27 protein-coding genes and 1 other annotated feature are annotated in these 26,988 nt (G+C 41.2%); of the genes, 25 read left to right on the top strand and 2 right to left on the bottom strand.

Features of this window, described 5'->3' with window-relative positions; genetic code table 11:
• Positions 1-85 precede the first annotated feature (85 nt).
• The 25 genes from AC0VZ9_RS21045 (at position 86) to AC0VZ9_RS20925 (ending at position 25,167) form a co-directional block, all read left to right on the top strand.
• A complete protein-coding gene (locus AC0VZ9_RS21045) occupies positions 86-1,417 on the top strand; it encodes an NfeD family protein (protein ID WP_475396695.1) in 1,332 nt (443 codons plus the stop codon).
• A gap of 20 nt (positions 1,418-1,437) precedes the next feature.
• Positions 1,438-2,436, top strand: a complete 999-nt coding sequence (floA, locus tag AC0VZ9_RS21040; protein ID WP_009333006.1) for a flotillin-like protein FloA — start codon at positions 1,438-1,440, stop codon at positions 2,434-2,436.
• A 34-nt stretch (positions 2,437-2,470) separates the two neighbouring features.
• The gene (locus AC0VZ9_RS21035; protein ID WP_009333005.1) at positions 2,471-2,950 is read left to right on the top strand and encodes a hypothetical protein; all 480 of its coding nucleotides are present in this window, start codon (positions 2,471-2,473) and stop codon (positions 2,948-2,950) included.
• A 291-nt stretch (positions 2,951-3,241) separates the two neighbouring features.
• A complete protein-coding gene (yqfC, locus tag AC0VZ9_RS21030) occupies positions 3,242-3,532 on the top strand; it encodes a sporulation protein YqfC (RefSeq protein WP_009333004.1) in 291 nt (96 codons plus the stop codon).
• An 18-nt stretch (positions 3,533-3,550) separates the two neighbouring features.
• Complete coding sequence (gene yqfD, locus AC0VZ9_RS21025; RefSeq protein WP_009333003.1) at positions 3,551-4,744, top strand: sporulation protein YqfD; 1,194 nt, start codon at positions 3,551-3,553, stop codon at positions 4,742-4,744.
• A complete protein-coding gene (locus AC0VZ9_RS21020; protein ID WP_475396694.1) occupies positions 4,741-5,703 on the top strand; it encodes a PhoH family protein in 963 nt (320 codons plus the stop codon). Before yqfD ends, AC0VZ9_RS21020 begins: the two co-directional genes overlap by 4 nt.
• 245 nt (positions 5,704-5,948) lie before the next feature.
• Positions 5,949-8,141, top strand: a complete 2,193-nt coding sequence (locus tag AC0VZ9_RS21015) for an HD family phosphohydrolase (protein ID WP_019382858.1) — start codon at positions 5,949-5,951, stop codon at positions 8,139-8,141.
• Positions 8,138-8,608: an rRNA maturation RNase YbeY gene (gene ybeY / locus AC0VZ9_RS21010; RefSeq protein WP_009333000.1), complete on the top strand. Its 471-nt coding sequence runs from the start codon at positions 8,138-8,140 to the stop codon at positions 8,606-8,608. The genes AC0VZ9_RS21015 and ybeY overlap by 4 nt, the downstream gene beginning before the upstream one ends.
• Positions 8,586-8,978: a diacylglycerol kinase family protein gene (locus AC0VZ9_RS21005; protein ID WP_019382857.1), complete on the top strand. Its 393-nt coding sequence runs from the start codon at positions 8,586-8,588 to the stop codon at positions 8,976-8,978. The genes ybeY and AC0VZ9_RS21005 overlap by 23 nt, the downstream gene beginning before the upstream one ends.
• A 422-nt stretch (positions 8,979-9,400) precedes the next feature.
• Positions 9,401-9,799, top strand: coding sequence for a cytidine deaminase (locus AC0VZ9_RS21000; protein WP_009332998.1), 399 nt, complete (start codon positions 9,401-9,403; stop codon positions 9,797-9,799).
• Positions 9,792-10,712: a GTPase Era gene (gene era, locus AC0VZ9_RS20995; RefSeq protein WP_009332997.1), complete on the top strand. Its 921-nt coding sequence runs from the start codon at positions 9,792-9,794 to the stop codon at positions 10,710-10,712. The genes AC0VZ9_RS21000 and era overlap by 8 nt, the downstream gene beginning before the upstream one ends.
• Before the next feature lie 159 nt (positions 10,713-10,871).
• Entirely contained in the window at positions 10,872-11,015 is a 144-nt protein-coding gene (locus tag AC0VZ9_RS20990) for a YqzL family protein (RefSeq protein ID WP_009332996.1), read from the top strand.
• A 30-nt stretch (positions 11,016-11,045) separates the two neighbouring features.
• Positions 11,046-11,798: a DNA repair protein RecO gene (gene recO / locus AC0VZ9_RS20985; protein WP_009332995.1), complete on the top strand. Its 753-nt coding sequence runs from the start codon at positions 11,046-11,048 to the stop codon at positions 11,796-11,798.
• Positions 11,799-11,883: 85 nt separating this feature from the next.
• Positions 11,884-12,069: a binding site (T-box leader), on the top strand.
• 106 nt (positions 12,070-12,175) lie between these two features.
• The gene (gene glyQ, locus AC0VZ9_RS20980) at positions 12,176-13,066 is read left to right on the top strand and encodes a glycine--tRNA ligase subunit alpha (protein WP_009332994.1); all 891 of its coding nucleotides are present in this window, start codon (positions 12,176-12,178) and stop codon (positions 13,064-13,066) included.
• The gene (glyS, locus tag AC0VZ9_RS20975; RefSeq protein WP_009332993.1) at positions 13,059-15,131 is read left to right on the top strand and encodes a glycine--tRNA ligase subunit beta; all 2,073 of its coding nucleotides are present in this window, start codon (positions 13,059-13,061) and stop codon (positions 15,129-15,131) included. The genes glyQ and glyS overlap by 8 nt, the downstream gene beginning before the upstream one ends.
• Positions 15,132-15,386: 255 nt before the next feature.
• A complete protein-coding gene (gene ccpN / locus AC0VZ9_RS20970) occupies positions 15,387-16,022 on the top strand; it encodes a transcriptional regulator CcpN (RefSeq protein ID WP_009332992.1) in 636 nt (211 codons plus the stop codon).
• A gap of 28 nt (positions 16,023-16,050) precedes the next feature.
• Positions 16,051-16,869: a pyruvate, water dikinase regulatory protein gene (locus tag AC0VZ9_RS20965; RefSeq protein WP_009332991.1), complete on the top strand. Its 819-nt coding sequence runs from the start codon at positions 16,051-16,053 to the stop codon at positions 16,867-16,869.
• Positions 16,870-17,239: 370 nt separating this feature from the next.
• On the top strand, positions 17,240-17,707 hold the full coding sequence (locus tag AC0VZ9_RS20960; RefSeq protein WP_026041796.1) for a YaiI/YqxD family protein: 468 nt from the start codon (positions 17,240-17,242) through the stop codon (positions 17,705-17,707).
• A 39-nt stretch (positions 17,708-17,746) separates the two neighbouring features.
• Positions 17,747-19,564: a DNA primase gene (gene dnaG / locus AC0VZ9_RS20955; RefSeq protein ID WP_475396693.1), complete on the top strand. Its 1,818-nt coding sequence runs from the start codon at positions 17,747-17,749 to the stop codon at positions 19,562-19,564.
• 112 nt (positions 19,565-19,676) lie between these two features.
• Positions 19,677-20,801, top strand: coding sequence for an RNA polymerase sigma factor RpoD (gene rpoD / locus AC0VZ9_RS20950; protein WP_009332988.1), 1,125 nt, complete (start codon positions 19,677-19,679; stop codon positions 20,799-20,801).
• 73 nt (positions 20,802-20,874) lie between these two features.
• A complete protein-coding gene (locus AC0VZ9_RS20945; protein ID WP_342025643.1) occupies positions 20,875-21,402 on the top strand; it encodes a hypothetical protein in 528 nt (175 codons plus the stop codon).
• 104 nt (positions 21,403-21,506) lie between these two features.
• Positions 21,507-22,646 carry an acyl-CoA dehydrogenase gene (locus AC0VZ9_RS20940; protein WP_009332986.1) on the top strand — a complete coding sequence of 380 codons (1,140 nt, stop codon included), beginning with the start codon at positions 21,507-21,509 and terminating at the stop codon, positions 22,644-22,646.
• 177 nt (positions 22,647-22,823) lie between these two features.
• On the top strand, positions 22,824-23,189 hold the full coding sequence (cccA, locus tag AC0VZ9_RS20935) for a cytochrome c550 (protein ID WP_009332985.1): 366 nt from the start codon (positions 22,824-22,826) through the stop codon (positions 23,187-23,189).
• Between the two features lie 158 nt (positions 23,190-23,347).
• On the top strand, positions 23,348-24,055 hold the full coding sequence (locus AC0VZ9_RS20930; RefSeq protein ID WP_475396692.1) for a tRNA (adenine(22)-N(1))-methyltransferase: 708 nt from the start codon (positions 23,348-23,350) through the stop codon (positions 24,053-24,055).
• On the top strand, positions 24,052-25,167 hold the full coding sequence (locus AC0VZ9_RS20925) for a Nif3-like dinuclear metal center hexameric protein (RefSeq protein WP_475396691.1): 1,116 nt from the start codon (positions 24,052-24,054) through the stop codon (positions 25,165-25,167). The genes AC0VZ9_RS20930 and AC0VZ9_RS20925 overlap by 4 nt, the downstream gene beginning before the upstream one ends.
• A 41-nt stretch (positions 25,168-25,208) precedes the next feature.
• Here AC0VZ9_RS20925 and AC0VZ9_RS20920 read toward each other — a convergent pair whose 3' ends face one another.
• Together AC0VZ9_RS20920 and vrrA are read right to left on the bottom strand one after the other, a co-directional pair.
• Positions 25,209-26,159, bottom strand: a complete 951-nt coding sequence (locus AC0VZ9_RS20920) for a 4-hydroxy-3-methylbut-2-enyl diphosphate reductase (protein ID WP_475396690.1) — start codon at positions 26,157-26,159, stop codon at positions 25,209-25,211.
• 169 nt (positions 26,160-26,328) lie between these two features.
• Complete coding sequence (gene vrrA / locus AC0VZ9_RS20915) at positions 26,329-26,898, bottom strand: VrrA/YqfQ family protein (protein ID WP_019382852.1); 570 nt, start codon at positions 26,896-26,898, stop codon at positions 26,329-26,331.
• Positions 26,899-26,988: the final 90 nt, after the last annotated feature.

Raw genomic sequence — 26,988 nt, 5'->3', positions numbered from 1 at the left:
GAGGGAAAAATAAAAAATGAAACTTTTTAATAATTGAATCGTAAATACAAATAGAATCAATTTTGCGGTTAAAGGGGGGAAAGATTTGATTGCCAGAAGAGCAATAACCGCCTTTTCATTGTTTTTTGCTCTGCTGCTTTTAGGAAGCCCTTTTCAAGGAAAAGCCGATAATGAAAAAATACTGATTGTTCCTATTGAAGAAACTGTGGAAAAAGGGCTTTATGCATTTTTAAACAGAGCGGTCCAAACAGCTGAAGAAGAAAATGCCTCAGCCATTATATTTGAAATAAATACACCCGGAGGCGCAGTGGATGCAGCCGGGCAAATCGGAAGGCTGTTAACCTCGACAAATATAAAAACAATATCTTTTGTCAATAAGCAGGCCTTATCTGCAGGTGCCTATATAGCTTTGAATACGGATGAAATATACATGGTCCCGGGTTCAACAATGGGTTCTGCAGCAATTATTGATCAGCAGGGAAATACGGCTGGCAAAAAAGCTGAATCATACTGGTTTGCGGCTATGCAGAGTGCTGCCGCACAAACGGACAGAGATCCTGTTTATGCCCTTGCTATGGCAGATGAGTCGGTGGATCTGCCAGATTTGGGGGCGCCGAAAGGGAAGCTTCTTACCCTTACAGCGGAACAGGCTAAAGAGGTAGGGTATTCGGAAGGCACAGTAGATTCAAGGACGGAATTACTGAAAGTGCTCGGCTTTGAGGGAGCTGATATACAGACAATTGATGAAAGCTTTGCAGAAAAAGTGGCCCGTTTTATTACCCATCCTGTCGTTATACCAATTCTATTGTCCATCGGAAGCCTCGGACTTGTTCTGGAGCTGTATTCACCTGGCTTCGGCATCCCTGGCCTCATGGGGTTATCGGCTCTGCTCCTTTTCTTTTATGGCCATATGGTGGCCGGTCTGGCAGGATATGAAACTTTAATTCTGTTTGTAATTGGCATAGGTTTAATAATAGCTGAGTTTTTCCTTCCTGGAGGAATTGCAGGAATAGCTGGAATAGCAGCAGTATTGGGCAGCCTGTTCCTGGCTGCTGACAATGCAGCCCATATGGGGATGTCTATTTTAATTGCTATGGGAGTTTCAATATTGGCATCTATATTAATGATAAAGGTGTTTGGTAAAAAGATGAAATTCTTTAAAAAAATAATATTAACCGATAGCACAAATACAGAAAAAGGCTATATCTCAAATAAGAGCAGACTTGAACTGCTTGGCCTTGAGGGTTATGCACTTACAGCTCTAAGGCCATCTGGTACAGTCGTCATCGGGGATGAGCGGATTGACGTTGTCAGTGAGGGAGGCTTTATCCTTAAAGGGGCAAAAATAAAAGTTGTTAAAGCAGAAGGCTCACGTATTGTTGTAAGGGAAGTATCTAATCTTGATTTAGATAAATAAAATCATTAGGAGGTAGGAATATGTTAGAAGCAGGGACAGTATTTGTTCTGGTTGCCGTTGTACTTGGTGTCATTTTACTTGGGATATTATTCACCTTTGTGCCGGTAATGCTGTGGATTTCAGCATTGGCAGCAGGTGTCAGAGTCAGTATCTTTACATTAATTGGGATGAGGCTTCGCCGGGTTATCCCAAGCCGTGTTATTAACCCGCTTATTAAGGCACACAAAGCAGGGCTGAATGTATCAACAAACCAACTGGAAAGCCATTATTTGGCCGGAGGTAATGTTGACAGGGTTGTGAATGCATTGATTGCAGCCCATCGTGCAAATATCGATTTAAGTTTTGAGAGAAGTGCCGCTATTGATTTGGCAGGCCGAGATGTTTTGGAAGCAGTACAGATGAGCGTTAACCCTAAAGTAATTGAAACACCTTTTATTGCAGGGGTGGCGATGGATGGTATTGAGGTTAAAGCAAAGGCCAGAATTACTGTAAGAGCCAATATTGACCGCCTTGTCGGGGGAGCTGGAGAGGAAACAATCGTAGCACGTGTCGGGGAAGGGATCGTATCTACAATCGGTTCATCTGATAATCATAAAAAGGTTTTGGAAAATCCAGATATGATTTCTCAGACCGTTCTTTCAAAAGGTCTGGACGCAGGCACCGCTTTTGAAATCCTTTCCATTGATATTGCAGATGTCGATATCGGCAAAAACATTGGTGCGGAACTTCAGACTGAACAGGCTGAAGCAGATAAGAAGATTGCCCAAGCTAAAGCGGAAGAAAGACGTGCAATGGCAGTAGCGCAAGAACAGGAAATGAAAGCCCGCGTTGAGGAAATGCGAGCGAAGGTTGTGGAAGCAGAGGCTCAGGTGCCGCTTGCCATGTCAGAAGCGCTCCGTTCTGGAAATATTGGTGTAATGGACTATATGAATATCCAAAACATCTCGGCTGATACCGAAATGAGGGACTCAATCGGCAATATGAGTGATGATGGCAAAAATGGCCGCAAAAATGACTAAATGATCCCATATTGGGAGAAGGGAGGAAACTCTCTTGGAATTCTTATTGGAGAATCCTTTTATTCTTATTGCCTTAATAGCTTTCATTTCCTCCTTTTTCAAAAAAAAGAAGGAGGAAAAGCCTGTTAAACAGACTCCCCGTTCAGTACAGCAAGAGCAGAGGGCACAGGCAGAAAGAACTTCGGCAGATTCTGCATTGGCCGAAACGCTAAAAGAAGAATACAGGCAGCAGGAAGAGAAAGCCAAAAGAATAGAAGAAGAATACAGGCAGCGTAAACAGCAGGCTGAAGAAAGCATGAAGGCTCTTCAGAATCAGCGGAGAGCTGCAGAAAGAAAAGCAAGTAAAATAGCGAAAACAGCTTCCAATACAAACGCAGAGCATCGAAAAGAACCATCTGGAGCAGGAAGTTTTGAGTTTAGGAAACAATCGCTTGCTGACGGAATAATTTGGTCTGAAATCCTTGGACCACCAAGATCAAAAAATCCTCACCGATCCTTGAACAGGAAGCAATAAGAAAAGCGGAAGCTCCTTGCCCGCGAAGGAACGCAGACTAAGATCGCTGCGTCCTGTGGCAGCGTCTGGATGACCCGCATCCTCCCAAAAGCTGTCGCTTTCGGTCTTGCGATGTTTATGCTGACGAAGCCTTCCTTATCCTGCGGGCCTCAAGCACAAGACGAGTCTCACCAAAAGGCGTTATTTGCCTTTTTGGGAGGGTTGGCATTGATACATTCTATTCTTATCAAAAATAAGTGCTAGAACCTCCGTTCATTTCATAAATATGAGATGAAAGGGGGTTCTTTTTTTATGGCAAAAAAGTGGGGACAATTCGTCCGCGGCTGGATGACTAAAAATATGGAGCTTCCTCAAGATGTCATGATGGATCTGCCCCGCATCACAATGATTGGACAAATCCATATCTATATAGAGAACCACAGGGGATTATTGGCTTTTTCAGATAAGGAATTACGACTGCTTTTGAAGCAGGGGCAGCTTTTAATTAGAGGGAAAGCTTTCGTCATAAAAACGATACTGCCAGAAGAAATACTGCTGGAGGGGAAAATTGACTCAGTAACTTATATTTCAGACACTGATTAAGAATTCAGGGGGAAGGAAATGAAGAACCAGTGGATCGAATTTTACAGGGGGCTTGTAACAGTTAAAGCAAGCGGGAAGGGAATAGAAAGGTTTATTAATGCGCTTACCCGCAGCGGAATCAATATCTGGAATGTGAAAAACCATGGAACGCAATCAGTCACCTTCAAAATGAAATTGGAAGATGCCAAAAAAATAAGGAGCCACGCCAGGAACAGCGATTGCAGAATCGAGTTCCTGCAGCGGGCAGGAGCTCCATTCCTTGTGAAAAGGCTGCTGAAAAACAGCGGATTTGCTGCTGGTGCCCTCGCATTTTTTGCAGTCATTCTCCTTTTATCCAATATGGTTTGGGGAATAGAGATTAAGGGGGCAAATCCTGCTACTGAATATCAGATTATCAAAGAATTGGACAAGATGGGGGTTAAAAAAGGAAAGCTGCAGTTCTTTGTTGATAACGTGGAGTCTATTCAGCGTCAACTTTCAAACAATATTGAAGCGATTACTTGGGTAGGTGTGGAGTTAAAAGGGACAACCTACCATCTACAGGTCGTAGAGAAAAATGAGCCTAAGAAGCCTGAGTATTTAAGTCCGCGCCATTTGGTAGCGAAGAAAAAAGCCGTCATTGTAGATATGTTTGTCGAAGAAGGGCGTCCCGTCGTTGATATACACGATCATGTTCAGCCAGGACAGCTTTTGGTCTCAGGGATAATCGGGAAAGAAGGTCAAACAGAGACTGTTCCTTCGAAGGGGGAGATTTTCGGGGAAACATGGTATAAATCTGAGGTCATTCTTCCGCTTAAGAGCACTTTCAAAGTATTCAGCGGCAATGAAAAAGTCAAGCATGCACTTACGATCGGAAATCTTGAGATCCCAATATGGGGGTTTGGGAGCCCGGAGTTTGAAGAATATGAATTAGAGGAAAATGAAAAAAGCGTAAAATTCCTGAAATGGGAGCTTCCTATTTCATATGTGAATAAAACGTTCCGTGAAAGGGAGCAAGTCACAAGAATTTATTCGAATAAAGAGGCATTTGAAGCTGCGAAAGATTTGGCAAGAAAAAAAATAAAAAGCAGCTTAGATGAAAATGCTAAAGTTATGGGAGAAAAAGTTTTGCACCAATCAATTGACAATGGTAAAGTAACTATAGCAATACATTTCCAAATTATTGAGAATATTGCAGAAGGACAACCAATTATTCAAGGAGATTCGGAATGACAGAAGACTTGAAAACAATGAACCTGCAGCTAGAAGACCCAAACGAAGCAATTGCCCTATTGGGGAATTCGGATGCAAACCTAAAAGTTATTGAGCAAGAACTGAATGTTTCCATTGTAACCAGGGGAGAATCTGTTTATGTGTCTGGAGAAATGGACAAGGTAGAACTCGTTGGAAAGGTTCTGGATAAACTGCTTTATGTAATCCGGAAAGGAATAAATATAAGCCAGAGAGACGTTATGTATGCTCTTCAAATGGCTCATAAGGGTACACTTGAGTATTTCAGTGATTTATATGAAGAAGAAATCACAAAAAATGCAAAAGGCAAGTCCATTCGCGTTAAGACACTGGGCCAGCGTCAATATATTCATGCAATCCGCGGGAATGACCTGGTTTTTGGCATAGGTCCAGCAGGAACGGGAAAAACATATTTGGCTGTGGTCATGGCTGTAAATGCTTTGAAAAATGGGAATGTGAAAAGGATTATCCTCACCCGTCCTGCAGTCGAAGCAGGCGAGAGCCTTGGTTTTCTGCCGGGGGATCTGAAGGAAAAAGTCGATCCTTACTTAAGGCCATTGTATGATGCTTTGCATGATATATTAGGTGCAGAGCATACACAAAGAATGATTGAAAGAGGCACGATTGAAATTGCACCGCTTGCGTACATGCGCGGAAGAACTTTAGATGATGCCTTTGTCATTCTGGATGAAGCGCAAAATACAACTCAAGCCCAAATGAAGATGTTTCTAACCCGGCTTGGCTTCGGCTCAAAAATGATTATTACTGGAGACAGAACACAAGTTGACCTTCCAAAAGGAGTAAAATCCGGCCTGATAGTGGCTGAAGATATACTAAAGGGTGTAAGTGGGCTATCATTCGTTCATTTGGAACAAAGTGACGTTGTTCGGCATCCGCTTGTGGCCAGGATTATCCATGCATACGAAAAGGAAGATAACTAATGAACTGATAAACCGCCGACTTTGGCGGTTTTTTCGTTGAGTAAAAAATTCCACCGGTATGAATGATAGCAGGATTTATCATGGAATTATTTGCTATTAATGAAATGTTTAGGTAACCTGTTAATAGATAGGCCATTTTTTCTTGGTGAAAACCATCAAAAAAGCTGTTATGATTTTACATAATTAATACTGAAATGCTTTTTAAAGTTATTGGAATTTTTTTACCCAGGACAGGAGGGGTAAATGTGCCAAACCTTCAGCAGAGTATGTCAACAATCAGAAATTTGCTTAATATGACCTTTTTTCGTGTTCTCTTATTTATTCTCTTGGGGATTGTTATGTATTTTTCCATGTATAGCAATGTTAAGCCTGAAAAACTGGATTTAAGTCTGTTCTCTGTTGCTGAACAGACTATAAGGTCTCCAATAACAATAGAGGATAAAGCTAGCACAGAAAGAAAGAGAAAAGAAGCAGAAAATAATGTTAAGGATATTTACGTTGTAAAAAAAGAGATTGCACAAAACAGAGTTGACCTGGTTACCTCCATTTTCGGATCTGTATCGGAAGTGAACGATGAAGTAAAAGAAGAGATGGAAGAGAAAAAGAAAGCTGCTCAAACTGAGGCCGATAATAATGTTGAGGCACCGGACCCAGAAGCCACCCGTCCTGAAGATAAATTGGCTATGGTTAAGGAAAAGCTCACTGATGACGTAACACGTGAGGTATCAGATGGCGTTTTCCTTTCTTTGCTGCAGGCAAAGGAGGGGGAGCTGAGCATTGCAAAAGACCTTACGGTAACGGCCATCAATAAAATTATGAATAATGAGATTCCGGCTGAACAGGTGGAGAACGCGAAAAAGCGGGTTGAAGAAGAATTGAAGTTCACCAGCTTGAATTCAGATTTAAAAAAAGCTGCAATAGAACTGGGACGTTATGCTATATATCAAAATCAATTTTATGATCCTGCTGCCACGGAAGAATTACGGCAGCAGACTGTTGAGAGTGTCGAGCCGGTTAAGATCCTGCAGGGACAGATAATCGTAGAGGAAAATCAGCTTATCAGCCGGGACATATACAGGCAGCTGGAACTTGCAGGACTTCTTGACAGTGTTAATTCGATTCAGCCTTTTATAGGGCTATCGCTGATAATCGTCATTGTCTTATCAGCCCTATATTATTATTTCCATGAAATGAACGTGCAGCGGGAAACAAAGCAAAGTTATCTTTTGCTGTTTAGCCTAATTTTTATCTTATCCATATTGCTGATGAAGGTCATCAGTCTATTCCAATATGCTGATTATTCAGAGATAGGATACATTTACCCTGCAGCCATGGGAGCTATGCTAATCAAAATACTGATTGATGAAAAGCTTGCCATGTACTATACGATCATTATGGCTATTGCAGGAAGCGTAATTTTTAATGAAGGCGTTACTGGCACATTTCAGCTGACATCAGCCATTTATATCCTCTGCAGCGGCTTGGCTGCTATATTGTTTTTGAGCAAGCAGAATCGCCGCTCCAAAATCTTGCAGGCTGGTTTATTTGTATCCGCAGTAAACATACTTGTTATCTTTTCAATGCTTTTCTTAAGAAACGGCCACTATGATACGATTGAATATGGCTTTTACTTTGTTATTGCTCTGATTTCAGGTATTTCGTCTGCAGTGCTGGCAATTGGCCTGCTGCCGTATTTCGAGGCAGGTTTTGGAATTTTGTCTACTATGAGGCTGATAGAACTATCTAATCCTAATCATCCTCTGCTGAGAAAGATACTGACCGAGTCTCCCGGAACTTATCATCATAGTGTAATGGTTGCCAATCTTTCCGAGTCAGCGTGTGAAGCTATTGGGGCGAATGGCCTTCTGGCAAGGGTGGGATGCTATTATCACGATATCGGTAAAACAAAGCGGCCTCAGTTTTTTATCGAGAATCAGGTTAATATTGAGAATCCGCATGATCGCCTCCCTCCGCATACCAGCAAGAATATTATAATCGCCCATGCTGCCGATGGGGCTGAAATGCTGAGGAAGCATAAGATGCCGAAGGAGATAGTAGATATTGCCGAACAGCATCATGGAACAACATTGCTTAAATATTTTTACTACAAAGCAAAACAGAATGGGCTGGAAGTAAAGGAAGAGGACTATCGCTATCCGGGACCAAAACCGCAATCAAAAGAGTCGGCAGTAATTGGCATTGCTGATAGTGTGGAAGCTGCAGTCCGTTCCATGGCGCATCCTACAACAGAACAAATAGAGGAACTGGTCAAAAAGATAATCGCAGACAGACTTCAGGATGGACAGCTGAATGAATGTGATTTAACCTTAAAAGAACTGGAAACCGTTTCACACTCGTTCTGCGAAACGTTAAACGGGATTTTCCATTCACGTATCGAGTATCCTGAAATGACAAAACAGAAGGTGAAACAGGCATGAATTTAAATATTGATTTTTTGGACGAAACAAATGAGCTTCAGGAAAATGATATAGCCAAAATTGAAGAGCTAATTAATTTTGCTGCCTCTAAAGAATCTGTGGAGCCGGAAAGCGAAGTATCCATCACATTTGTGACCAATGAACGCATCCGGGAAATTAACAGGGAGTATCGGGATAAAGATCGGCCGACAGATGTTATTTCTTTTGCAATGGAAGAGCTGGGTGAAGGTGAAATCGAACTGATTGGTGCCGATATGCCCAGAGTCCTGGGGGATATCATTATCTCAGTTGCAAAGGCCAAGGAGCAGGCTGAGGAGTACGGTCACTCTTTTATAAGGGAGCTTGGTTTTTTGGCGGTCCATGGCTTCCTTCATCTTCTTGGATATGATCATGAAAATCCAGAAGATGAGAAAAAAATGTTTTCCCGCCAAAAGGATATATTAGATGAATTCGGGCTCACAAGATAGAAAGGTCCGAAAACACAGTGTCCTAAAATCCTTTTCGTTTGCTTTTTCCGGCATTAGGGCAGCATTATTGAATGAAAGGAATCTGCAAATACATTTGGCAGTGTCGATAGCTGTTATTATGTTTGGGGTATTCTTTGGCATTTCCAGCCTTGAATGGATAATCATTCTCCTGGCCATAGGGGGCATGCTCTCACTCGAACTGCTGAACACTGCCATTGAAAGGGTTGTGGATCTGGCGACAGAAGAGTATCATCCCCTTGCAAAGCAAGCAAAGGATATTGCTGCTGGAGCAGTATTGGTGTATGCAATTGTAAGTGTAATTATAGGCGGAGTTATATTCCTTCCTAAAATTCTCATATTTTTGCAGTAATGTGAAGCTGTCCGGATGGGCAGCTTTGCTTTTTGGTATTTCTATATAAACAGCAAAGTCTGAAGTATGGTGAAAAAATTTAGAGCATGGGTTTGAAAACGCTCACTGAATCCGCTAAAATGACAGAACAGCAGTAAATATTGCATGCTGGGGAGATGTTTGTGGAATCTCATTCAGAACAGGGACCTGGTTCAAAATTAAATCAGCCTATGTATTTTTAGAAAATTCAATTTTTTTGTTACGTTTTTGCTACAAACGATGAAAATCACAGTGAAATGTTGTAAAATAAAAGAGAAGCGGCTGCTTCTTACCGAAGAAGCTATTGAGCGCATTGCTTAATTTCACAAGGCCCATTGCAGGTCCAAACCTTGGGTTTATTGGCTTGGGGAGCAACTCGCTTTACAGGAAAGGAAGAATTATTTGTGAACAGCGATCAACTAATAAAAGAAGCAATGATTGCAAGAGATAGAGCATATGTGCCATATTCAAAATTTAAAGTAGGAGCGGCACTATTAAGCAGTGACGGGCAGGTCTTTCATGGCTGCAACATCGAAAATGCTGCATACAGCATGTGTAATTGTGCTGAGAGGACTGCGCTTTTTAAAGCGTATTCTGATGGCGTAAAAAGTTTTTCAGCCATAGCTGTAGTTGCTGACACAGACCGTCCAGTTCCCCCATGCGGTGCATGCAGACAGGTAATAGCCGAATTATGTCCGCCTGAAATGAAAGTGGTTTTAACCAACTTAAAAGGGGATATTAAGGAATTAACAGTTGAAGAATTACTGCCAGGAGCATTTTCACCGGAGGATTTACATGAATAACACTACTACACCAAAAGGACACAAATCAGGGTTTATTTCCATAATCGGCAGACCGAACGTAGGGAAGTCAACGTTCTTAAATCGCGTAATCGGGCAGAAGATTGCGATTATGAGTGATAAACCGCAAACAACGCGCAACAAAGTTCAAGGTGTCCTGACTACCAATGACGCACAATTTATATTTATTGATACGCCAGGAATCCATAAGCCAAAGCATAAACTGGGAGACTTTATGATGAAAGTTGCCCAAAATACACTTAAAGAAGTGGATGTCATACTGTTTATGGTAAATGCCCAGGAAGGCTTTGGACGCGGTGAAGAATTCATACTTGAGAAATTTCAGTCAGTCCGTACACCGATTTTCCTTGTAATCAATAAGATTGACCAGGTACATCCTGATGAACTTCTTAAAATTATTGAGTCTTACAAGGAAAAGTACGAGTTCAGCGAAATTATCCCCATTTCTGCTTTAGAAGGCAATAATGTAGAGACGCTGTTAGGACAGATTAAAGAATATATTCCGGAAGGGCCGCAGTTTTATCCAGCTGATCAAGTAACGGACCACCCAGAGAGATTTATCGTTTCCGAACTGATCAGGGAAAAAGCACTGCATTTAACAAGAGAAGAAATACCGCACTCGCTTGCTGTAACCATTGATAAAATGGAACGCCGCGAAGATAAGGATGTCATTCATGTCATGGCTACAATCATTGTGGAGCGTGACTCCCAAAAAGGCATTGTGATTGGAAAGCAAGGGAAAATGCTCAAGGAAATCGGAAAAAGAGCAAGAGTTGATATTGAGAATCTTCTTGGATCAAAGGTTTTCCTGGAGCTATGGGTCAAAGTCCAAAAAGACTGGCGCAATAAAATGTCACAGCTCCGCGACTTTGGCTTCCGTGAAGATGAGTACTAAACCCAGCCCTAATTAAAGTATTATTCATTTCTGATTTATATGCATGCAGGTGATTGACAATATTTTCGTCTCATGATTTTACAAAGACAGGCTATGATATAGATAAATGTATTGGGATAAAGAAATTGCTAGTTGAATAACTGAAAGGTGGGGTTTTCGATGATGGATTTTACCTGGAGAGTGTTTTCCCAGACAGGAAATATTGACACATATCTTCTCTTCAAGGAGCTAGAAAAGGAAACTCAGGATATACCCGGCAGCAATGATGAAGAGCTAGCAGAAGCTGATTTTCCCATCTCATAGGTTTGTCGAAAGACAGGGATGGTGTCACGGTTGCTTGATAAATGTGAAGGCATCGTCATCAGGACAACTAATTATAGTGAAACAAATAAGATTGTTACTTTATATACCCGTGAATGGGGAAAAGTTGGTGTGATGGCACGAGGAGCGAAAAAGCCGAACAGCAGACTTGCTGCTGTCACCCAGCTTTTTACATACGGGAATTTCTTAGTTCAGCGTGGAAGCGGTTTGGGTACCCTGCAGCAGGGGGACATGATTTCATCTATGCGGTCCATTAAAGAAGATATTTTTCTGACTGCATATGCAAGCTATATTGTCGATTTGACTGATAAAAGCATTGAGGATAAGAAGCCCAACCCATTTTTGTTCGAATTGCTGTATCAAACCCTAAATTTAATAAACGAAGGATATGACCCGGAAATTCTTACAAACATTTATGAAATGAAAATGCTGAATGCTCTGGGTTTATATCCAGTACTTGATCAATGTTCTGTCTGCGGAAGCACTGACGGGCATTTTGCATTTTCTATCCGCGAAAACGGGCTTATTTGTCACCGCTGCCTTGATAAGGATCCTTATCATTATAAAGTGTCCCAGGCGACAATTAAGCTTCTTCGCCTGTTTTACTTTTTTGACTTGTCCCGGCTCGGCAATATCTCTGTCAAACCAGAAACCAAAGCTGAATTGAAAAAGATTATTTCTGCCTATTATGAAGAGTATTCAGGCTTAAACTTGAAGACAAAGAAGTTTCTGAATCAAATGGCTAAGTTTAATGATTTAATGTAATGCGTTTCTTTATAGGCGAAGCGCATTGGCTTTTGTTATTATTGACAATTTAAATCCATTCCGCTATGATTCAAAGTAATAAAATATAATTGCTGTGAAGGAGAAGAGTACTTAACCTTTTCTAATTAAAGCGAACCCGGGATAGTGGGAGCCGGGCATGGATGGTTAAGGAAGGGCGCTCCAGAGCAATATTGTCTATCGACAACTAAAGAGGCTGTGGTCAAAATCGCAGCAAATAGGGTGGAACCGCGGGTAAACTCTCGTCCCTATGCCATTGGGCATAGAGACGGGAGTTTTTTATGTTCACAGAAAAGCGGTGGGTAGACAGCTGTTAAGTTCATAAAGCTATAATTTATACAATAAGAAAGAGGTGTCCTATGAATATTCAAAACATGATATTAACACTTCAAAAACATTGGTCTGAACAGGGTTGTATCTTGATGCAGGCATATGATACTGAAAAAGGGGCCGGAACAATGAGCCCGTATACTTTTTTAAGAGCGATTGGACCAGAGCCGTGGAATGTTGCTTATGTGGAGCCTTCACGCCGTCCTGCCGATGGGCGTTATGGTGAGAATCCAAACCGGCTTTATCAGCATCATCAATTTCAGGTGATCATGAAGCCGTCGCCGGATAATATTCAGGAGCTGTATCTTGATTCATTAAAAGCATTGGGCATTGATCCGCTTGAACATGATATCCGGTTTGTAGAAGATAACTGGGAAAATCCTTCTCTGGGCTGTGCAGGCTTAGGATGGGAAGTTTGGCTTGATGGTATGGAAATAACGCAGTTCACATATTTCCAGCAGGTAGGCGGATTGGAATGTAAGCCTGTGTCAGTTGAGATTACCTACGGAATTGAAAGGCTTGCATCCTACATTCAGGACAAGGAAAATGTCTTTGACCTTGAATGGACTGACGGGTTTACGGTTAGAGATATCTTCCTGCAGCCTGAGTTCGAGCATTCGAAATACACATTTGAAACATCAGATCAGGAAATGCTCTTCAATTTGTTCAATATTTATGAAAAAGAAGCACATAGACAAATGGATGAAGGCCTAGTACACCCGGCATATGACTATGTATTAAAATGCTCTCATACCTTTAATTTGCTTGATGCAAGGGGAGCGATCTCTGTTACAGAAAGAACCGGCTATATCGCCCGATGCCGAAATCTGGCCAGAAAAGTAGCCAAAACTTTTTATGAAGAGAGAGAAAAACTCGGTTTCCCAATATTAAAGGATAAGGAGGAAGAATCTCATGAATAAGAAAGATCTTCTGCTGGAAATTGGACTTGAAGAAATGCCTGCCAGATTTGTCACTAATTCAATGAATCAGCTTTCAGATAAAGTGAACTCATGGCTTTTGGAAAAGAAAATATCTTTTGACGAGATCAGCGCTTTCTCTTCTCCACGCCGTTTGGCTGTTCTTGTAACGGGAGTAGATACCGCCCAGGAGGACATAAATGAGGAAGCGAAAGGACCTGCAAAAAAAATTGCCTTAACCGAGGATGGAGAATGGTCAAAAGCTGCGGTTGGATTCAGCCGGGGCCAGGGAGCTTCTGTTGAAGATATATTCTTTAAAGAAATTAATGGGGTTGAATATGCCCATGTCAGCAAATTTATAAAAGGAAAGGAAACAGCAGCACTGCTGCCGGAACTCCAGCAGATTGTCACCTCGTTATCATTCCCGAAAAATATGCGCTGGGCAAACCAGGAGCTGCGCTTTATCAGGCCGATCAAATGGCTTATGGCATTATTCGGAAATGAAGTCATTCCTTTTGCAATTACAAACGTTCATACTTCTAACCTTACAAGGGGCCACCGCTTTCTGGGCGAAGAGATTGAAATTAACAATCCTTCTGATTATGAAAAGTCCCTGCTGGCGCAATATGTGATAACTAATCCGCAGGAAAGAAAAAGTGCAATTCTATCACAATTGCAAAAAATAGAAGAAGAAAATGACTGGGTGATCCCTGTAGATGAAGATTTATTGGAAGAAGTAAATAACCTGGTTGAGTATCCAACAGCATTATATGGCCAGTTTGAAGAAGAATACCTGGAGCTTCCGGAAGAGGTTTTAATTACATCGATGAAGGAGCATCAGCGTTATTTTCCGGTAAAGTCCAAAGAGGGCAGGCTGCTTCCTTACTTTGTTACTGTCCGAAATGGATCCCATGAACATTTGGAGAAAGTGGCTAAAGGAAATGAGAAAGTATTGCGGGCAAGACTTTCTGATGCAGCTTTCTTCTACAGGGAGGACCAAAAAACGGATATCGCGGCATCACTGGAAAAACTTAAGAACATTGTTTATCATGAAGAAATTGGAACTCTTGCTGAAAAGGTGGAACGTGTTCGCCAGCTGGCAGCTAATTTGAGTGAAAATCTTCATTTCAGCGATGAGGCAAAGGCAGTGACAGACCGGGCTGCTGAAATCAGCAAGTTCGACCTTGTTTCGCACATGGTTTATGAATTTCCAGAGCTGCAAGGCTTTATGGGTGAAAAATATGCCCTGCAAAAAGGTGAAAAGGAAGCTGTGGCGCGTGCAATTAATGAACATTATATGCCGCGCAATGCAGAGGACCAGACGCCTGCAAGTGATGCTGGTGCAGTGCTGTCCATTGCTGAAAAGCTCGACACAATTGTGTCTTCCTTTGCAATAGGGATTATTCCAAGCGGCTCCCAGGATCCATATGCCTTAAGAAGACAGGCAACGGGTGTTATCCAGACTTTACTGGCAAAAAATTGGGATTTAAAACTCGAAGAATTAATTGCATTATCTTCTGAGACTGTTCTTAATTCGAAGATTGGAAAGAAATCAAAGGGTGAATTGATGCAGGAACTGGTTTCATTCTTTAAATTAAGAATCAAATATATGCTGCAGGAGAAGACAGTTCGTTATGACTTAATTGAAGCCGTTTTGGGCAGTGAAATCGGTTCAGTACCTTCACTTGTAAAAAGAGCTGAAGTATTGGAGTCCCATAAGGATGCTGCAGGTTTCAAGGAAAGCATTGAAGCTCTTAGCCGAGTTATCAACATTGCTTCTAAAGCAGAGGATAAAGGGGATATAGACAGCAGCTTATTTGAAAATGTTTACGAAAAATCTCTTTTCAACAAATATTTATCAGTGAACGAGGAATTAAGAAAAGAGGTAGCAGAAGAAGCTGCCTTTAACCTGCTAATTAGCCTGAAACCAGAAATTGATCAATACTTCGAGCATACTATGGTTATGGATGAAAAGCAGGAAATTCGCAGCAATAGGCTGCACCAGATGGCAAATTTGGCTGATTTGATTAAGAAGTTTGCAAATATGAACGAAATTATTGTTAAATAACGAGCTTAAATTTTGCGTTTTTTGCTGGAATAGGATTAAATTTTAAGAAAGAAGACAGCAGCTTTAGCTGTCAGGAAAGAGCCTGTTATATTGCTGACGGGCTCTTTCATATTTTGGACATATTGGGCGAAGTAAAGAGAACTATATAGGAAACACATCTTTTCATTTATGACAAATAGTATATAATAATTATATAAAAGTATAACATTATTATAATGGGAAATGAGTGCCATTAGCATACCCTGTTCAGAATAGGTGGTGAGGAAGATCGAATTAAATAAAAGGCAGGAAAAGATCATAGAAATCGTAAAGGAAAACGGACCGATCACTGGTGAGAGTATAGCGGAACAGCTTAACTTAACCAGGGCAACACTAAGGCCGGATCTGGCTATATTAACGATGGCAGGCTATTTGGATGCCCGTCCGCGTGTAGGATATTTTTATACAGGAAAAACCGGGGCACAGCTGTTGACAGAAAACCTTCAGAAGCTTTATGTAAGAGATTATCAATCCATTCCTGTAGTCGTTAATGAGAATGTATCGGTATATGATGCAATTGTGACTATGTTTCTGGAAGATGTCGGCACGCTATTTGTAGTGGACCAGAGTTCACTGCTTGTAGGGGTTTTGTCAAGGAAGGATTTGCTTAGGGCTAGTATTGGCAAGCAGGAGCTTAATTCTATCCCTGTTAATATCATTATGACAAGAATGCCTAATATTACGATGTGTGAAAAAGATGATTTGCTCATAGAAGTTGCTAAAAAGCTGATTGAAAAGCAAATCGATGCCCTTCCTGTTGTAAAAAAGACAGAGAAAGGGTTCGAAGTAAACGGCCGGATAACCAAAACAAACCTGACAAAAGCATTCTTGGCCCTGGCCGGCGAAAAGTAGCAAAGTAAGAAGGAGATGGTGTTGAAGAATGGAAAAATTGCCGATCATCTACGTCGTTTCGGACTCAGTGGGAGAAACGGCCGAACTTGTAACAAAAGCTGCCACAAGCCAGTTTAATGGCAGTGATATATCTATTAAGCGCTTCCCATATGTTGAAGAAAAAATACATATTGATGAAGTCATTTCGCTGGCAAAACTGGATAATGGCATGATAGCCTATACAATGGTTAAGCCGGATATGAGGAAGTATATTAACCAGAGGTCTGCAGAAGAAGGAATATATGCTTTTGATATCGTTGGCCCTTTAATGGATCAAATCCAAAGAGCCTGCGGCATTACCCCTCTTTTTGAACCTGGACTGGTCAGAAAGCTTGATGAGGATTATTTTAAAAAGATTGAGGCTATCGAGTTCGCTGTTAAATATGATGATGGCCGAGACCCTCGTGGGATATTAAAAGCGGATATAGTGTTAATAGGCGTTTCAAGGACATCAAAAACACCTCTTTCTCAATATCTGGCACATAAGCGCCTTAAAGTGGCTAACGTTCCCCTTGTTCCTGAAGTCGATCCTCCAGAAGAGCTGTTTCTTGTCCCGCCTGATAAGTGCTTCGGCCTGAAAATCAGTCCTGAGAAATTAAACTTTATCCGGAGAGAACGTCTAATATCGCTAGGTTTAAGCGATAATGCCAGCTATGCTAATATAGAGAGAATCAAAGAAGAAATAGGTTACTTTGAAAAGATTGTATCTAAAATTAAATGCCCGGTTATAGATGTCACGAATAAGGCAGTAGAAGAAACAGCCAATATGATTCTAAATCAATACCGTAAAAGCTTTCCGAAAAGCTAGCACATAAATTTTTTATGTGCCTTTTCTTTTTTATACTAGGCATTTAGGCTGTTTAGCTTAGGGTAGAATAGGGAGCGGGAGACTCCTCTGGAACCCCGAAATAAAGCTCCATTCTAAGGATGGCTTTTTTCAGGGGAAAACCTGTAAATTAAATTATATTCATCCCAGATAAATTAATGGCAAAATAGAGATTAATGTACTATAATAAAAAATTGTGATAAAAATGTCCCTGAATAGGTTTAGAGTTCATTGCGAAGGAATAAACTATTTATTGTGGCATGTCAAGTTTTCGACCAAGAAAAAATTCGACATATCTCACAATGCAAAAGTTATTCATGCAAAGAAGGATTATGCGGAGTGATGTAGAATTATTAGAACATCAGGCAAACCGAACATTATAGTAGATGCTGATTCCTGTCCCGTTAAAGAAGAAATTGTCGAAATCGCCAATTCCTTTACGTTGGACGCAGTATTTGTTGCTTCTTATGCCCATATGAAAAATGACCTAAATGGGGCTGTCTGGAAATTCGTTGACAGCAGTAAGGAAGCTGCTGATTTATTCATAATGAATTATGTGAAATCAGGAGATGTAGTTGTAACTCAAGATATTGGATTGGCATCAACTCTTTTGCTCAATGGTGTTTATGTCCTTTCTCCCAGGGGAATTTTATTTGAGGAAAATGAAATTCGGACCGCGCTTGAAATGAGGCACCTTTCAGCGAAAGCGCGAAGAAGAGGAGTTTATGGGAAAGGCCCAAAACCATACAGCCGAGAGGACAGATCCAGGTTTGTGCAGCAATTGACAAAAATTTTGTCGAATCTTGAAGGAATTCAGTAACGTTTATCGAATACCTGAGTAAGTAATGGAGTTGTTCATATGGCAGAACGGATCGCCGAGGAGAAAGTAAATGAGATTCGGCAAGCTGTAGATATTGTTGATGTCATTGGCGACTATATTCAATTAAACAAGCAAGGACGCAACTATTTTGGGCTTTGTCCTTTTCATGGCGAAAATACTCCTTCCTTTTCTGTATCGCCCGAAAAGCAAATCTATCATTGCTTTGGATGCGGAGCGGGAGGCAATGCCTTTTCTTTCTTAATGGAATTAGAAGGATATTCCTTTCAGGAAGCAGCCTTGAAACTCGCTGAAAAAGGAAATGTCAAGCTTGAAATTGATGCGGCATCTGCAGCATCAGCAAAATCAATGCCTGTAGATTTACAGCAGATGATGGAAGCTCATGAGCTTCTACGTAAATTTTATCACCATCTGCTCGTAAACACAAAAGATGGTCAGCATGCACTTGAATATTTGCTTAATAGAGGCTTTACAATGGAATCGATTGAGAAATTTCAAATCGGCTATTCATTGAAGTCCTGGGATTTTGTTTTCAAGTTCCTTACTAAAAGAAAATTCCCGGCAGATGTTATGGAAAGGGCAGGACTGATTATCAAAAGGGAGAAAGATGGGAACTATTTTGACCGCTTCAGAGATAGAATCATGTTCCCGATTTTTGACCGCAGCGGAAATACGATTGCTTTTTCGGGAAGATCACTTGGGGACGATGAGCCCAAATATTTAAATAGCCCTGAAACTGTAATCTTCAATAAAAGCAAAACTTTATATAATTTTCATTTGGCGAGACCACAGATTAAAAAATTGCAGAAGGCCGTTCTTTTTGAAGGGTTTGCAGATGTAATCGCTGCTGATCGTGCTGGTGTCGGCAATGGCGTTGGTACGATGGGCACCGCTTTAACTGAAGAACATGTTGCTTCTTTAAGAAGAAATGTTCAATCAATCACGATCTGTTATGATTCCGATAATGCAGGTATTGAAGCCGCATACCGGGCTGCAAATCTGCTAATGGAAGCAGGATGCCAGATCAGAGTGGCGCTCATGCCTGACGGATATGATCCGGATGATTATATTAATGAGTTCGGAGAAGAAAAATTTCGTCATGATGTAATCGAGTCCAGCATAACCTTTATGGCATTTAAGATGCTTTATCTCCGCAGGGGGAAAAGGCTTCAAAATGAAGGAGATCGTCTCCTTTATATCGAAGAGGTATTAAAGGAGATCAGCCAGCTGGATAAAGCGGTCGAAAGAGATCATTATCTGCGCCAGCTTGCGAATGAATTCTCACTTTCTCTGGAAGCCTTGAAAGAGCAGCAAAAACAGGTCTATTATACGGAGAAGCGAAGGAACACCCATAAAGGGAAAGGTGCTTTCGAACCTCAAAAAAGGCTTCAAACACCAAAAAGGGCTGACAGTCTTAAACCCGCCTACCATACAGCGGAGAGAAGGCTAATCGCCCACATGCTCAGGAATAGTGACATAGCATTTAAAGTTCAGGATATGCTTCAGGGAAATACATTTAACATCGATGAACACCAGGCAATTATTACCTATCTTTTAGGTTTCTACGAAAAAGGCCATACGCCTGATCCGAGTGCATTTATAAATTTTATAAAAGATGAAAAGCTTAAGCGAATTGTGGTGGATATAGAAATGATGTCCATTAACGATGAAATAAGCGAACAGGAATTATCAGATTATCTTAAACAGGTGTTGAATTATCAAAAGATGTTAAAAATAAAGGAAAAACTAAATGAAGAAAAAGAAGCAGAACGACAAAAGGATTATGCTAAAGCGGCTTTAATCGCAATGGAGATCCTTCATTTGCGAAAGTCACTATAAGAAGGCCTTGTGCCTCAAATAAATGTTTCTGGGGATTAGGCGTCTCCTAAGGAATAGTCCCATTTGCAAGATGTATTAAGAATGTGTTTGATTTTTGGAAGGAGGGGGACATATGGCTGAAAAGTCGGCCCGTTCAAAAGAGGTTGATACAGAGTTGACCCTTGAACAAGTGAAAGATCAATTAGTTGAAATAGGAAAAAAGACAGGTGTCCTTGCCTATGATGATATAGCAGAAAGATTGTCTCAATTTGAAGTCGATTCCCACCAGATGGATGAATTCTATGAATTCCTCGGAGATCAGGGTGTTGAATTAGTCGGAGACAATGAAAATGAAGATCCAAATGTTCAGGAGCTTGCAAAAAATGAAGAGGAATTTGACCTTAATGATTTAAGTGTCCCTCCGGGTGTGAAAATTAATGATCCTGTCCGTATGTACCTAAAAGAGATTGGACGTGTTGATTTACTCTCTGCAGAGGAAGAAATCGCACTTGCCAATCGAATTGAGGAAGGCGATGAAGAAGCAAAAAGACGTCTCGCAGAAGCTAACCTCCGATTGGTTGTAAGTATTGCTAAAAGGTATGTGGGACGCGGAATGCTATTCCTTGACCTTATTCAGGAAGGAAATATGGGACTGATAAAAGCGGTTGAAAAATTCGACTACCGCAAAGGATTTAAGTTCAGTACGTATGCAACATGGTGGATCCGCCAGGCCATCACAAGAGCAATTGCTGACCAGGCCCGTACAATTCGTATTCCTGTCCATATGGTTGAAACCATCAATAAGTTGATCCGTGTCCAGCGTCAGCTTCTTCAGGATCTTGGCCGCGAACCAACACCAGAAGAAATTGCTGAAGATATGGATTTAACTCCAGATAAAGTAAGAGAAATTCTTAAGATTGCACAGGAACCTGTTTCATTAGAAACACCTATTGGTGAGGAGGATGACTCTCACTTAGGTGACTTTATTGAAGATCAGGATGCCACTTCTCCATCAGAGCATGCGGCATATGAACTCCTTAAGGAACAGCTTGAAGATGTTCTTGACACACTTACTGACCGGGAAGAAAATGTTCTTCGTCTTCGATTCGGACTGGACGACGGCCGAACCAGGACTTTAGAAGAAGTTGGCAAGGTATTTGGCGTTACCCGGGAGCGTATACGTCAAATTGAAGCCAAAGCCTTAAGAAAACTGCGTCATCCCAGCAGAAGCAAGCGTTTAAAAGACTTCTTAGAATAAAAAAGAATTGCCAGTGGATAGTTTACTTCTTAAAATGGAAGTAAACTATTTTTTTTGACTGGATGTGCTTTGGTTGGATGAAAACAGAAAAAAGGTCATTGTTAACGAACTTCTGTATTGGAAGAAAAGCCGAATGCTCCCTGATCGATATTGTGACTACCTGCTGGCTCTTTATACGGAAGGAAGTCAGCCGAAGGAAATAAAAAAGCATAAAAGTGTAATGGGTCTGAATCTGGCCAATCTTATTTTCTTGCTGCTTATTCCAATTTCTGCTTTATTAATTTATTTTACTGAATTGTCTATTATTTTGCAAACTGCCATTTTGATTCTTTTTATTTTCACGTGTATATTCTTTGTTTTTTATTTTTTTAGGAAAGCAAAATTAATGCATATTCCCATCATATCAGCAGCATTGAATTTACTGATGGGATCTGTTGCACTAGTATCGGAGGTATATCGCGAAAACCAGAAAGCTCTCTATGCTGCCCTAGTAATTAATTGCGTTCTTTGGCTGTTTGCGGGTTTGAAATTGAAGTTTCAATATTTATGGATTTCCGGGGCGCTAGGATGCTTTTTAATAGTTATTTCTATATTCGTATAATAAAATATTTTAAAAAGTTTTTAAATGTTGAGAAAACTCTTGTATCCCTTATATAATAGTAATGAAAGCGTATACAACAACTTTTGTGTTTAAGGGGGATGTAAATGAATTTTGACTTGACGGCCGAACAGAATATGATCTATAAAACCATAAGGGAATTTGCTCAGGAAGAAGTGGCACCGGGGGCTTTGGAAAGAGACCGTACAAAAGAATTCCCGATAGAAGTTTTTAAAAAAATGGCGGATCTTGGTTTAATGGGACTTCCTTTCCCTGAAGAATATGGTGGGGCAGGGGCAGATACTGTAAGTTTCGCTATTGTAACAGAAGAATTGAGCAGAGCGTGCGCTTCTACCGGAATCACTTACTCGGCGCATATTTCTCTTGGCGGAGCACCGCTTTATTTATTTGGAACTGAAGAGCAGAAGCAAAAATATCTGGTGCCAATTTGTACAGGTGAGTCGTTTGGAGCTTTCGGTCTGACAGAACCAAATGCAGGCTCTGATGCAGGCGGTACGAGAACAACAGCCGTAGAAAAAGATGGAGAATATATCATTAACGGAAATAAGTGTTTCATTACAAATGCAAGCTATGCTAAGCATTTAGCATTGACTGCTGTCACCGGTGAAAAGGATGGTAAAAAAGAAATAAGCGCAATTATTGTTCCAACGGATGCAGAAGGATTTACTGTGATCGATAATTACGAAAAGATGGGACTCAATGCATCAAATACTACTGAACTTGTCCTTGAAGACGTACGCGTTCCGACTGAGCACTTGCTCGGCAAAAAAGGAGAGGGCTTTAAACAATTTTTAATTACATTGGATGGAGGACGTATTGGAATTGGAGCCATGGCTCTGGGAATAGCGCAGGCTGCCTATGACAAGGCACTCCAGTATGCAAAGGAACGCAAGCAGTTTGGCCGTTCATTATCAGATTTTCAGGCTATTCAATTTAAACTTGCAGATATGGCAATGAAAATTGAACTGGCAAGGAATATGGTTTACAAAGCTGCATGGCTGAAAGACCAGGGCAGACCTTTCGCAAAAGAAGCATCCATGTGCAAGCTCTATGCTTCTGAAATCTGTATGGAAATCGCCGATCAGGCCGTCCAAATCCACGGAGGATACGGCTATATGAAAGACTACCATGTAGAACGCTACATGAGAGACGGAAAGCTCACAGAAATAGGTGAAGGTACCTCAGAAGTACAAAGAATGGTCATTGCACGCCTTATTGGGTGCTAAATTTAATAATATGAAGAGACAAAAACTCCACCCTCAGGATGGAGTTTTTGTCCATTTTATGAACAAGATTTGACAAAGTTTACAATAGGGCTTTTCCTTCTGACTTTTTTAAAGTAAAATAGAGATTGTTTGTATACTTACTTAAACTGAATGTGCTTACATAAGGGAGGTTAAATCATGAATCGCAATCCAATCATTCCATTTGTGTTAATTATGGTTTTTGGTGTGGTAGCAATGTTCCTTGTTTCTTTTAAAGGTCTTGGCGATATGGAAGAGCTTGCTAAAGAACAGGAAGGCGGCGGTGCTGAAACTGAAGAAACTGCAGCTGCAACCCCTGAAGAAATTTATCAGAAGAGCTGTATCGGATGTCACGGTGACCAGTATCAAGGTGGAGTTGGTCCTGCTCTAACAGGTGTAGGCGATCGTTTATCACAAGATGATATCGCAAATATCGTAGTAAACGGTAAAGGCTCAATGCCTCCAGGATTAGTGCCTCAAGACAAAGCTGCCGAAATGGCTGAATGGTTAGCAGGCCTTAAGTAATACCTATAATGAAAGTCCTTTGCATATGTAAAGGACTTTTTTTATACTATAAGAAAGGCTATCGCAAATTACGATAGCTTTTTTTAGCTTTTCTCTCAGGAGGAGCAGATAGGCAGGCGCTCTGCGCTTGTTACAATACATATATAAGTGGTGACAGAATGAATACAGAGAAATTATCAAATCGGCTTGAAGCTGTAACAAATTATATCCCCCCTGGTTCACGAGTGGCTGATATAGGCTCAGACCATGCATATTTGCCATGCTACGCAGTAAAGAAAGGCATTGTCCCTTTTGCTATTGCTGGTGAAGTGGTGGAAGGGCCGTTTCAATCAGCCAAAAAACAGGTGAAAATGGAAGGGCTCGAGAATCAGATTTCTGTAAGAAAAGGCAGCGGCCTTGAAGTAATTGAGCCAGGCGAAGTAGACTGTATAACCATTGCGGGCATGGGAGGCGCTTTAATTGCGAGCATTCTTGAAGATGGGAAGAGCAAGCTTGCTGCTATAAAGAGGCTTATCCTCCAGCCGAATTTAAGTGCCATCTCGATTAGAACCTGGCTGATTGCTAACGGCTGGGAGCTAATCGCCGAAGAAATTCTTGAAGAAGACGGAAAGATTTATGAAATCCTTGCAGCTGAAAAAGGAGAGCCTTTGAAACCATACAAGAATAAAGAACAAGGTTTGCTGATGGGCCCTTTTCTAATGGAGCAAAAATCCGAAGTATTTCGAACCAAGTGGATTGGTGAAAAGAAAAATTGGGAGAGAATCCTTTTGCAGCTTGATAAAGCCGCATACTCCAGCGAAACAGAAAAGAGAAAACAGGAGCTGAAGGAGAAAATCAAAATGGCAGAGGAGGTACTGAAACAGTGAAAAAAATAAATGGACATGAGATTATCCAATTATTTGAGCAGTTCTCCCCAAAAGGATATGCGATGGAAGGAGACAAAATCGGCCTCCAGATCGGCAGGCTTAACACCCCCGTTGAAAATGTCATGATTGCCCTTGATGTGCTGGAAGAAGTCGTTGATGAGGCAATTGAAAAGAAGGTACAGCTGATTATTGCTCATCATCCGTTAATCTACAGGCCGCTGCAAAAAATTTCAACGGATACTCCATCCGGAAGAATTATTGAAAAGCTTATCAAACATGATATAGCCGTATATGCAGCACATACCAATTTGGATATCGCCAAAGGCGGGGTCAATGATATGCTAGCTGATGCACTGAAGCTGACCAACACAGAAGTTTTATATCCAACATATGAAACTGAGTTGAAAAAGCTCGCTGTGTTTGTCCCTGAAGAAAATGCTGAATCACTAAGGCAAGCGCTTGGAAACGCAGGGGCAGGTTCAATTGGCAATTACAGTCATTGTTCGTTCGCCTCCCGTGGAACAGGGCAGTTTAAGCCTAATGGGGAGGCCAATCCGCATATCGGCCAGCAGGGTAAGCTTGAGACTGTTGAAGAAGTCTGCATTGAGACCATTTATCCTGAACATATAGAAAAGAAAGTGCTGTCGGCCATGTTCAAAAACCATCCTTATGAAGAAGTTGCTTATGATATTTATAAGCTTGAAAACAAGGGGGAAGTTCTTGGGCTTGGCAAAATTGGAGAAATCAGCGAGATGACTCTAAAGGAATTTGCAGAGCATGTAAAACATACACTTGAAGTGGATAGAGTCCGGGTAGTAGGTGACCTCTCATCCAAAATCAGGAAAGTTGCTGTCCTGGGCGGAGATGGAAATAAATACTTCATGTCAGCAAAGATGAAGGGGGCTGATGTATATGTTACGGGTGACATGTATTATCATGTGGCACATGATGCCATGATGATGGGCCTCAATATTGTTGATCCGGGACATAATGTGGAAAAAATAATGAAAAAGGGAGTTGCCCAAAAATTAGTACAGATGTGTTCTGGAAAAGGGTATAGCGTATCCATTTTTCCTTCTGAAATTCATACGGATCCATTTAAGTTTGTTTGACTAAAAAAGAACCGGTCTCCTATAGGGACCGGTCTTTTTGATTATAGCTTTGCAGGCTTCTTCACTTTAGGAAGTATCTTATTTAATGGCACTTTTTTCTCGCGTGACCATGTGGATTCATCAATGGGATTAAATTGTTCCAGGAACGTGATGACTTCCTTTGTGATCGGTGTCGGTGTAGAGGCTCCTGCTGTGACTGCAACTGTCGTTGCATCTTTTAGCCAATTCACATCCAGTTCAGTTATATCAGCAATGCGGTAGGCTTTTGTACCGGCAATTTCTTCTGATACCTGTGCAAGACGATTGGAGTTATTGCTCTTTGGGTCCCCCACGACGATTAAAACGTCAGCCTGGCCAGCTTGTTCCGCAACAGCTTCCTGGCGCACCTGGGTAGCCATGCAGATTTCTTTGTGGAACTCTGCGTGAGGATATTTTTCCTTTATCTGATCCATAACATGTACGACATCCCATTGGCTCATTGTAGTCTGATTAGTCACCAGTATTTTATCAGCCTGTATGCTAAGTTCATTTACATCCTCAATGGTCTGTACTAAATGGACTGCTTGAGGAGCTACACCTACTGCACCTTCAGGTTCTGGATGGCCTTTTTTGCCAATGTAAATGATTTGAAAACCTTCCTTTTCCTTCTCTCTGATTAAATCATGTGTTCTTGTTACGTCAGGGCACGTAGCATCGATTGTCACAAGGCCTTTTTGTTTGGCTGCTTCACGCACTTCAGGTGAGATGCCATGTGCTGTAAAAATGACAGTGCCTTTATCGACTTTATCTAAGATTTCTTTGCGGTCTTTCCCATCAAGTGTAATAATGCCTTCCTCTTCAAAAGCATCTGTTACATGTTTGTTATGAACGATCATACCCAAAATATAGATGGGTCTTGGCAATGCCGGATCAAGTGCAGCGTTTCTGGCAATAACCATTGCATCCACCACACCGTAACAATACCCCCGAGGAGAGATTTTTATGACATTCATCTGCTTATCCTCCCTAATGAAAGCTTATATCTGAATTGAAGTGAGTTCTATTTCTAATGCGGAAAAATCCCATATTGCATTTCTATTATATAAGAGATAAACCGATATTACAAAAGGAGTAATTCTTCTTAATAAAAAGCAAAAAAAGAATGCCTCAGCATCCTTTTCTTTAAATATATAATTTAGGTTTGGAAATACCTTCTGCTGAAGATGATTTAACGGCTGGCTTTTCAGAGACAGGTGCCTTTTTGGTTTTTTTGCTCTGGGAATCTGGTTTCTTTTTTTCTGCTTTCGTCTGATTGGATTCCTCTTTAGGTTCAGAAGCGGTCTCATCAGCTTCAGGGGCATCTTTCAAACCTCTATAAAGTTTCCACATAGCAGGAAGATTCCTGACCAGCGGACCATACTGCTGAACCATAGGTCCAATTTGCTGTGCGGTATTTAGAACCTTTTGAGTGTTTGTTAAAAAGCCGTTTATGGAAGAAGGGTTGCTTATTGCCTGCAATATGCCTCCACCTGCGGGGGAGCCTCCTGCTGCTCTTGCTCCCCCCATTCCGGCTGCAGGCTGTGCATTGCCTTTTCCCAATATTTTTGAAAGTAATCCTCCCCTGCCTCCACCGCGTTTCATTCCCGGAGGACCGCTCATCATTGGCCCCATAGGAGGTCTTCCCTGCATCGGTGTCATAAAAGGATGGGGAGGCATTCCTCCGCGCATAGGGGGTCTTGATCCTGGCATCATATCTATTGGCCTCCTTTCTTTGCACATTTCTGCTTCTTAATAAAATTTCATATAATAAAGTATGCGTTTATCCCATTTTGGTTTAGGCAT

It is taken from the genome of Cytobacillus sp. QJM3NY_8, assembly GCF_056173585.1.
The sequence above is the reverse complement of the archived record's forward strand: the minus strand, read 5'-3'. Positions and strand labels throughout refer to the sequence as shown.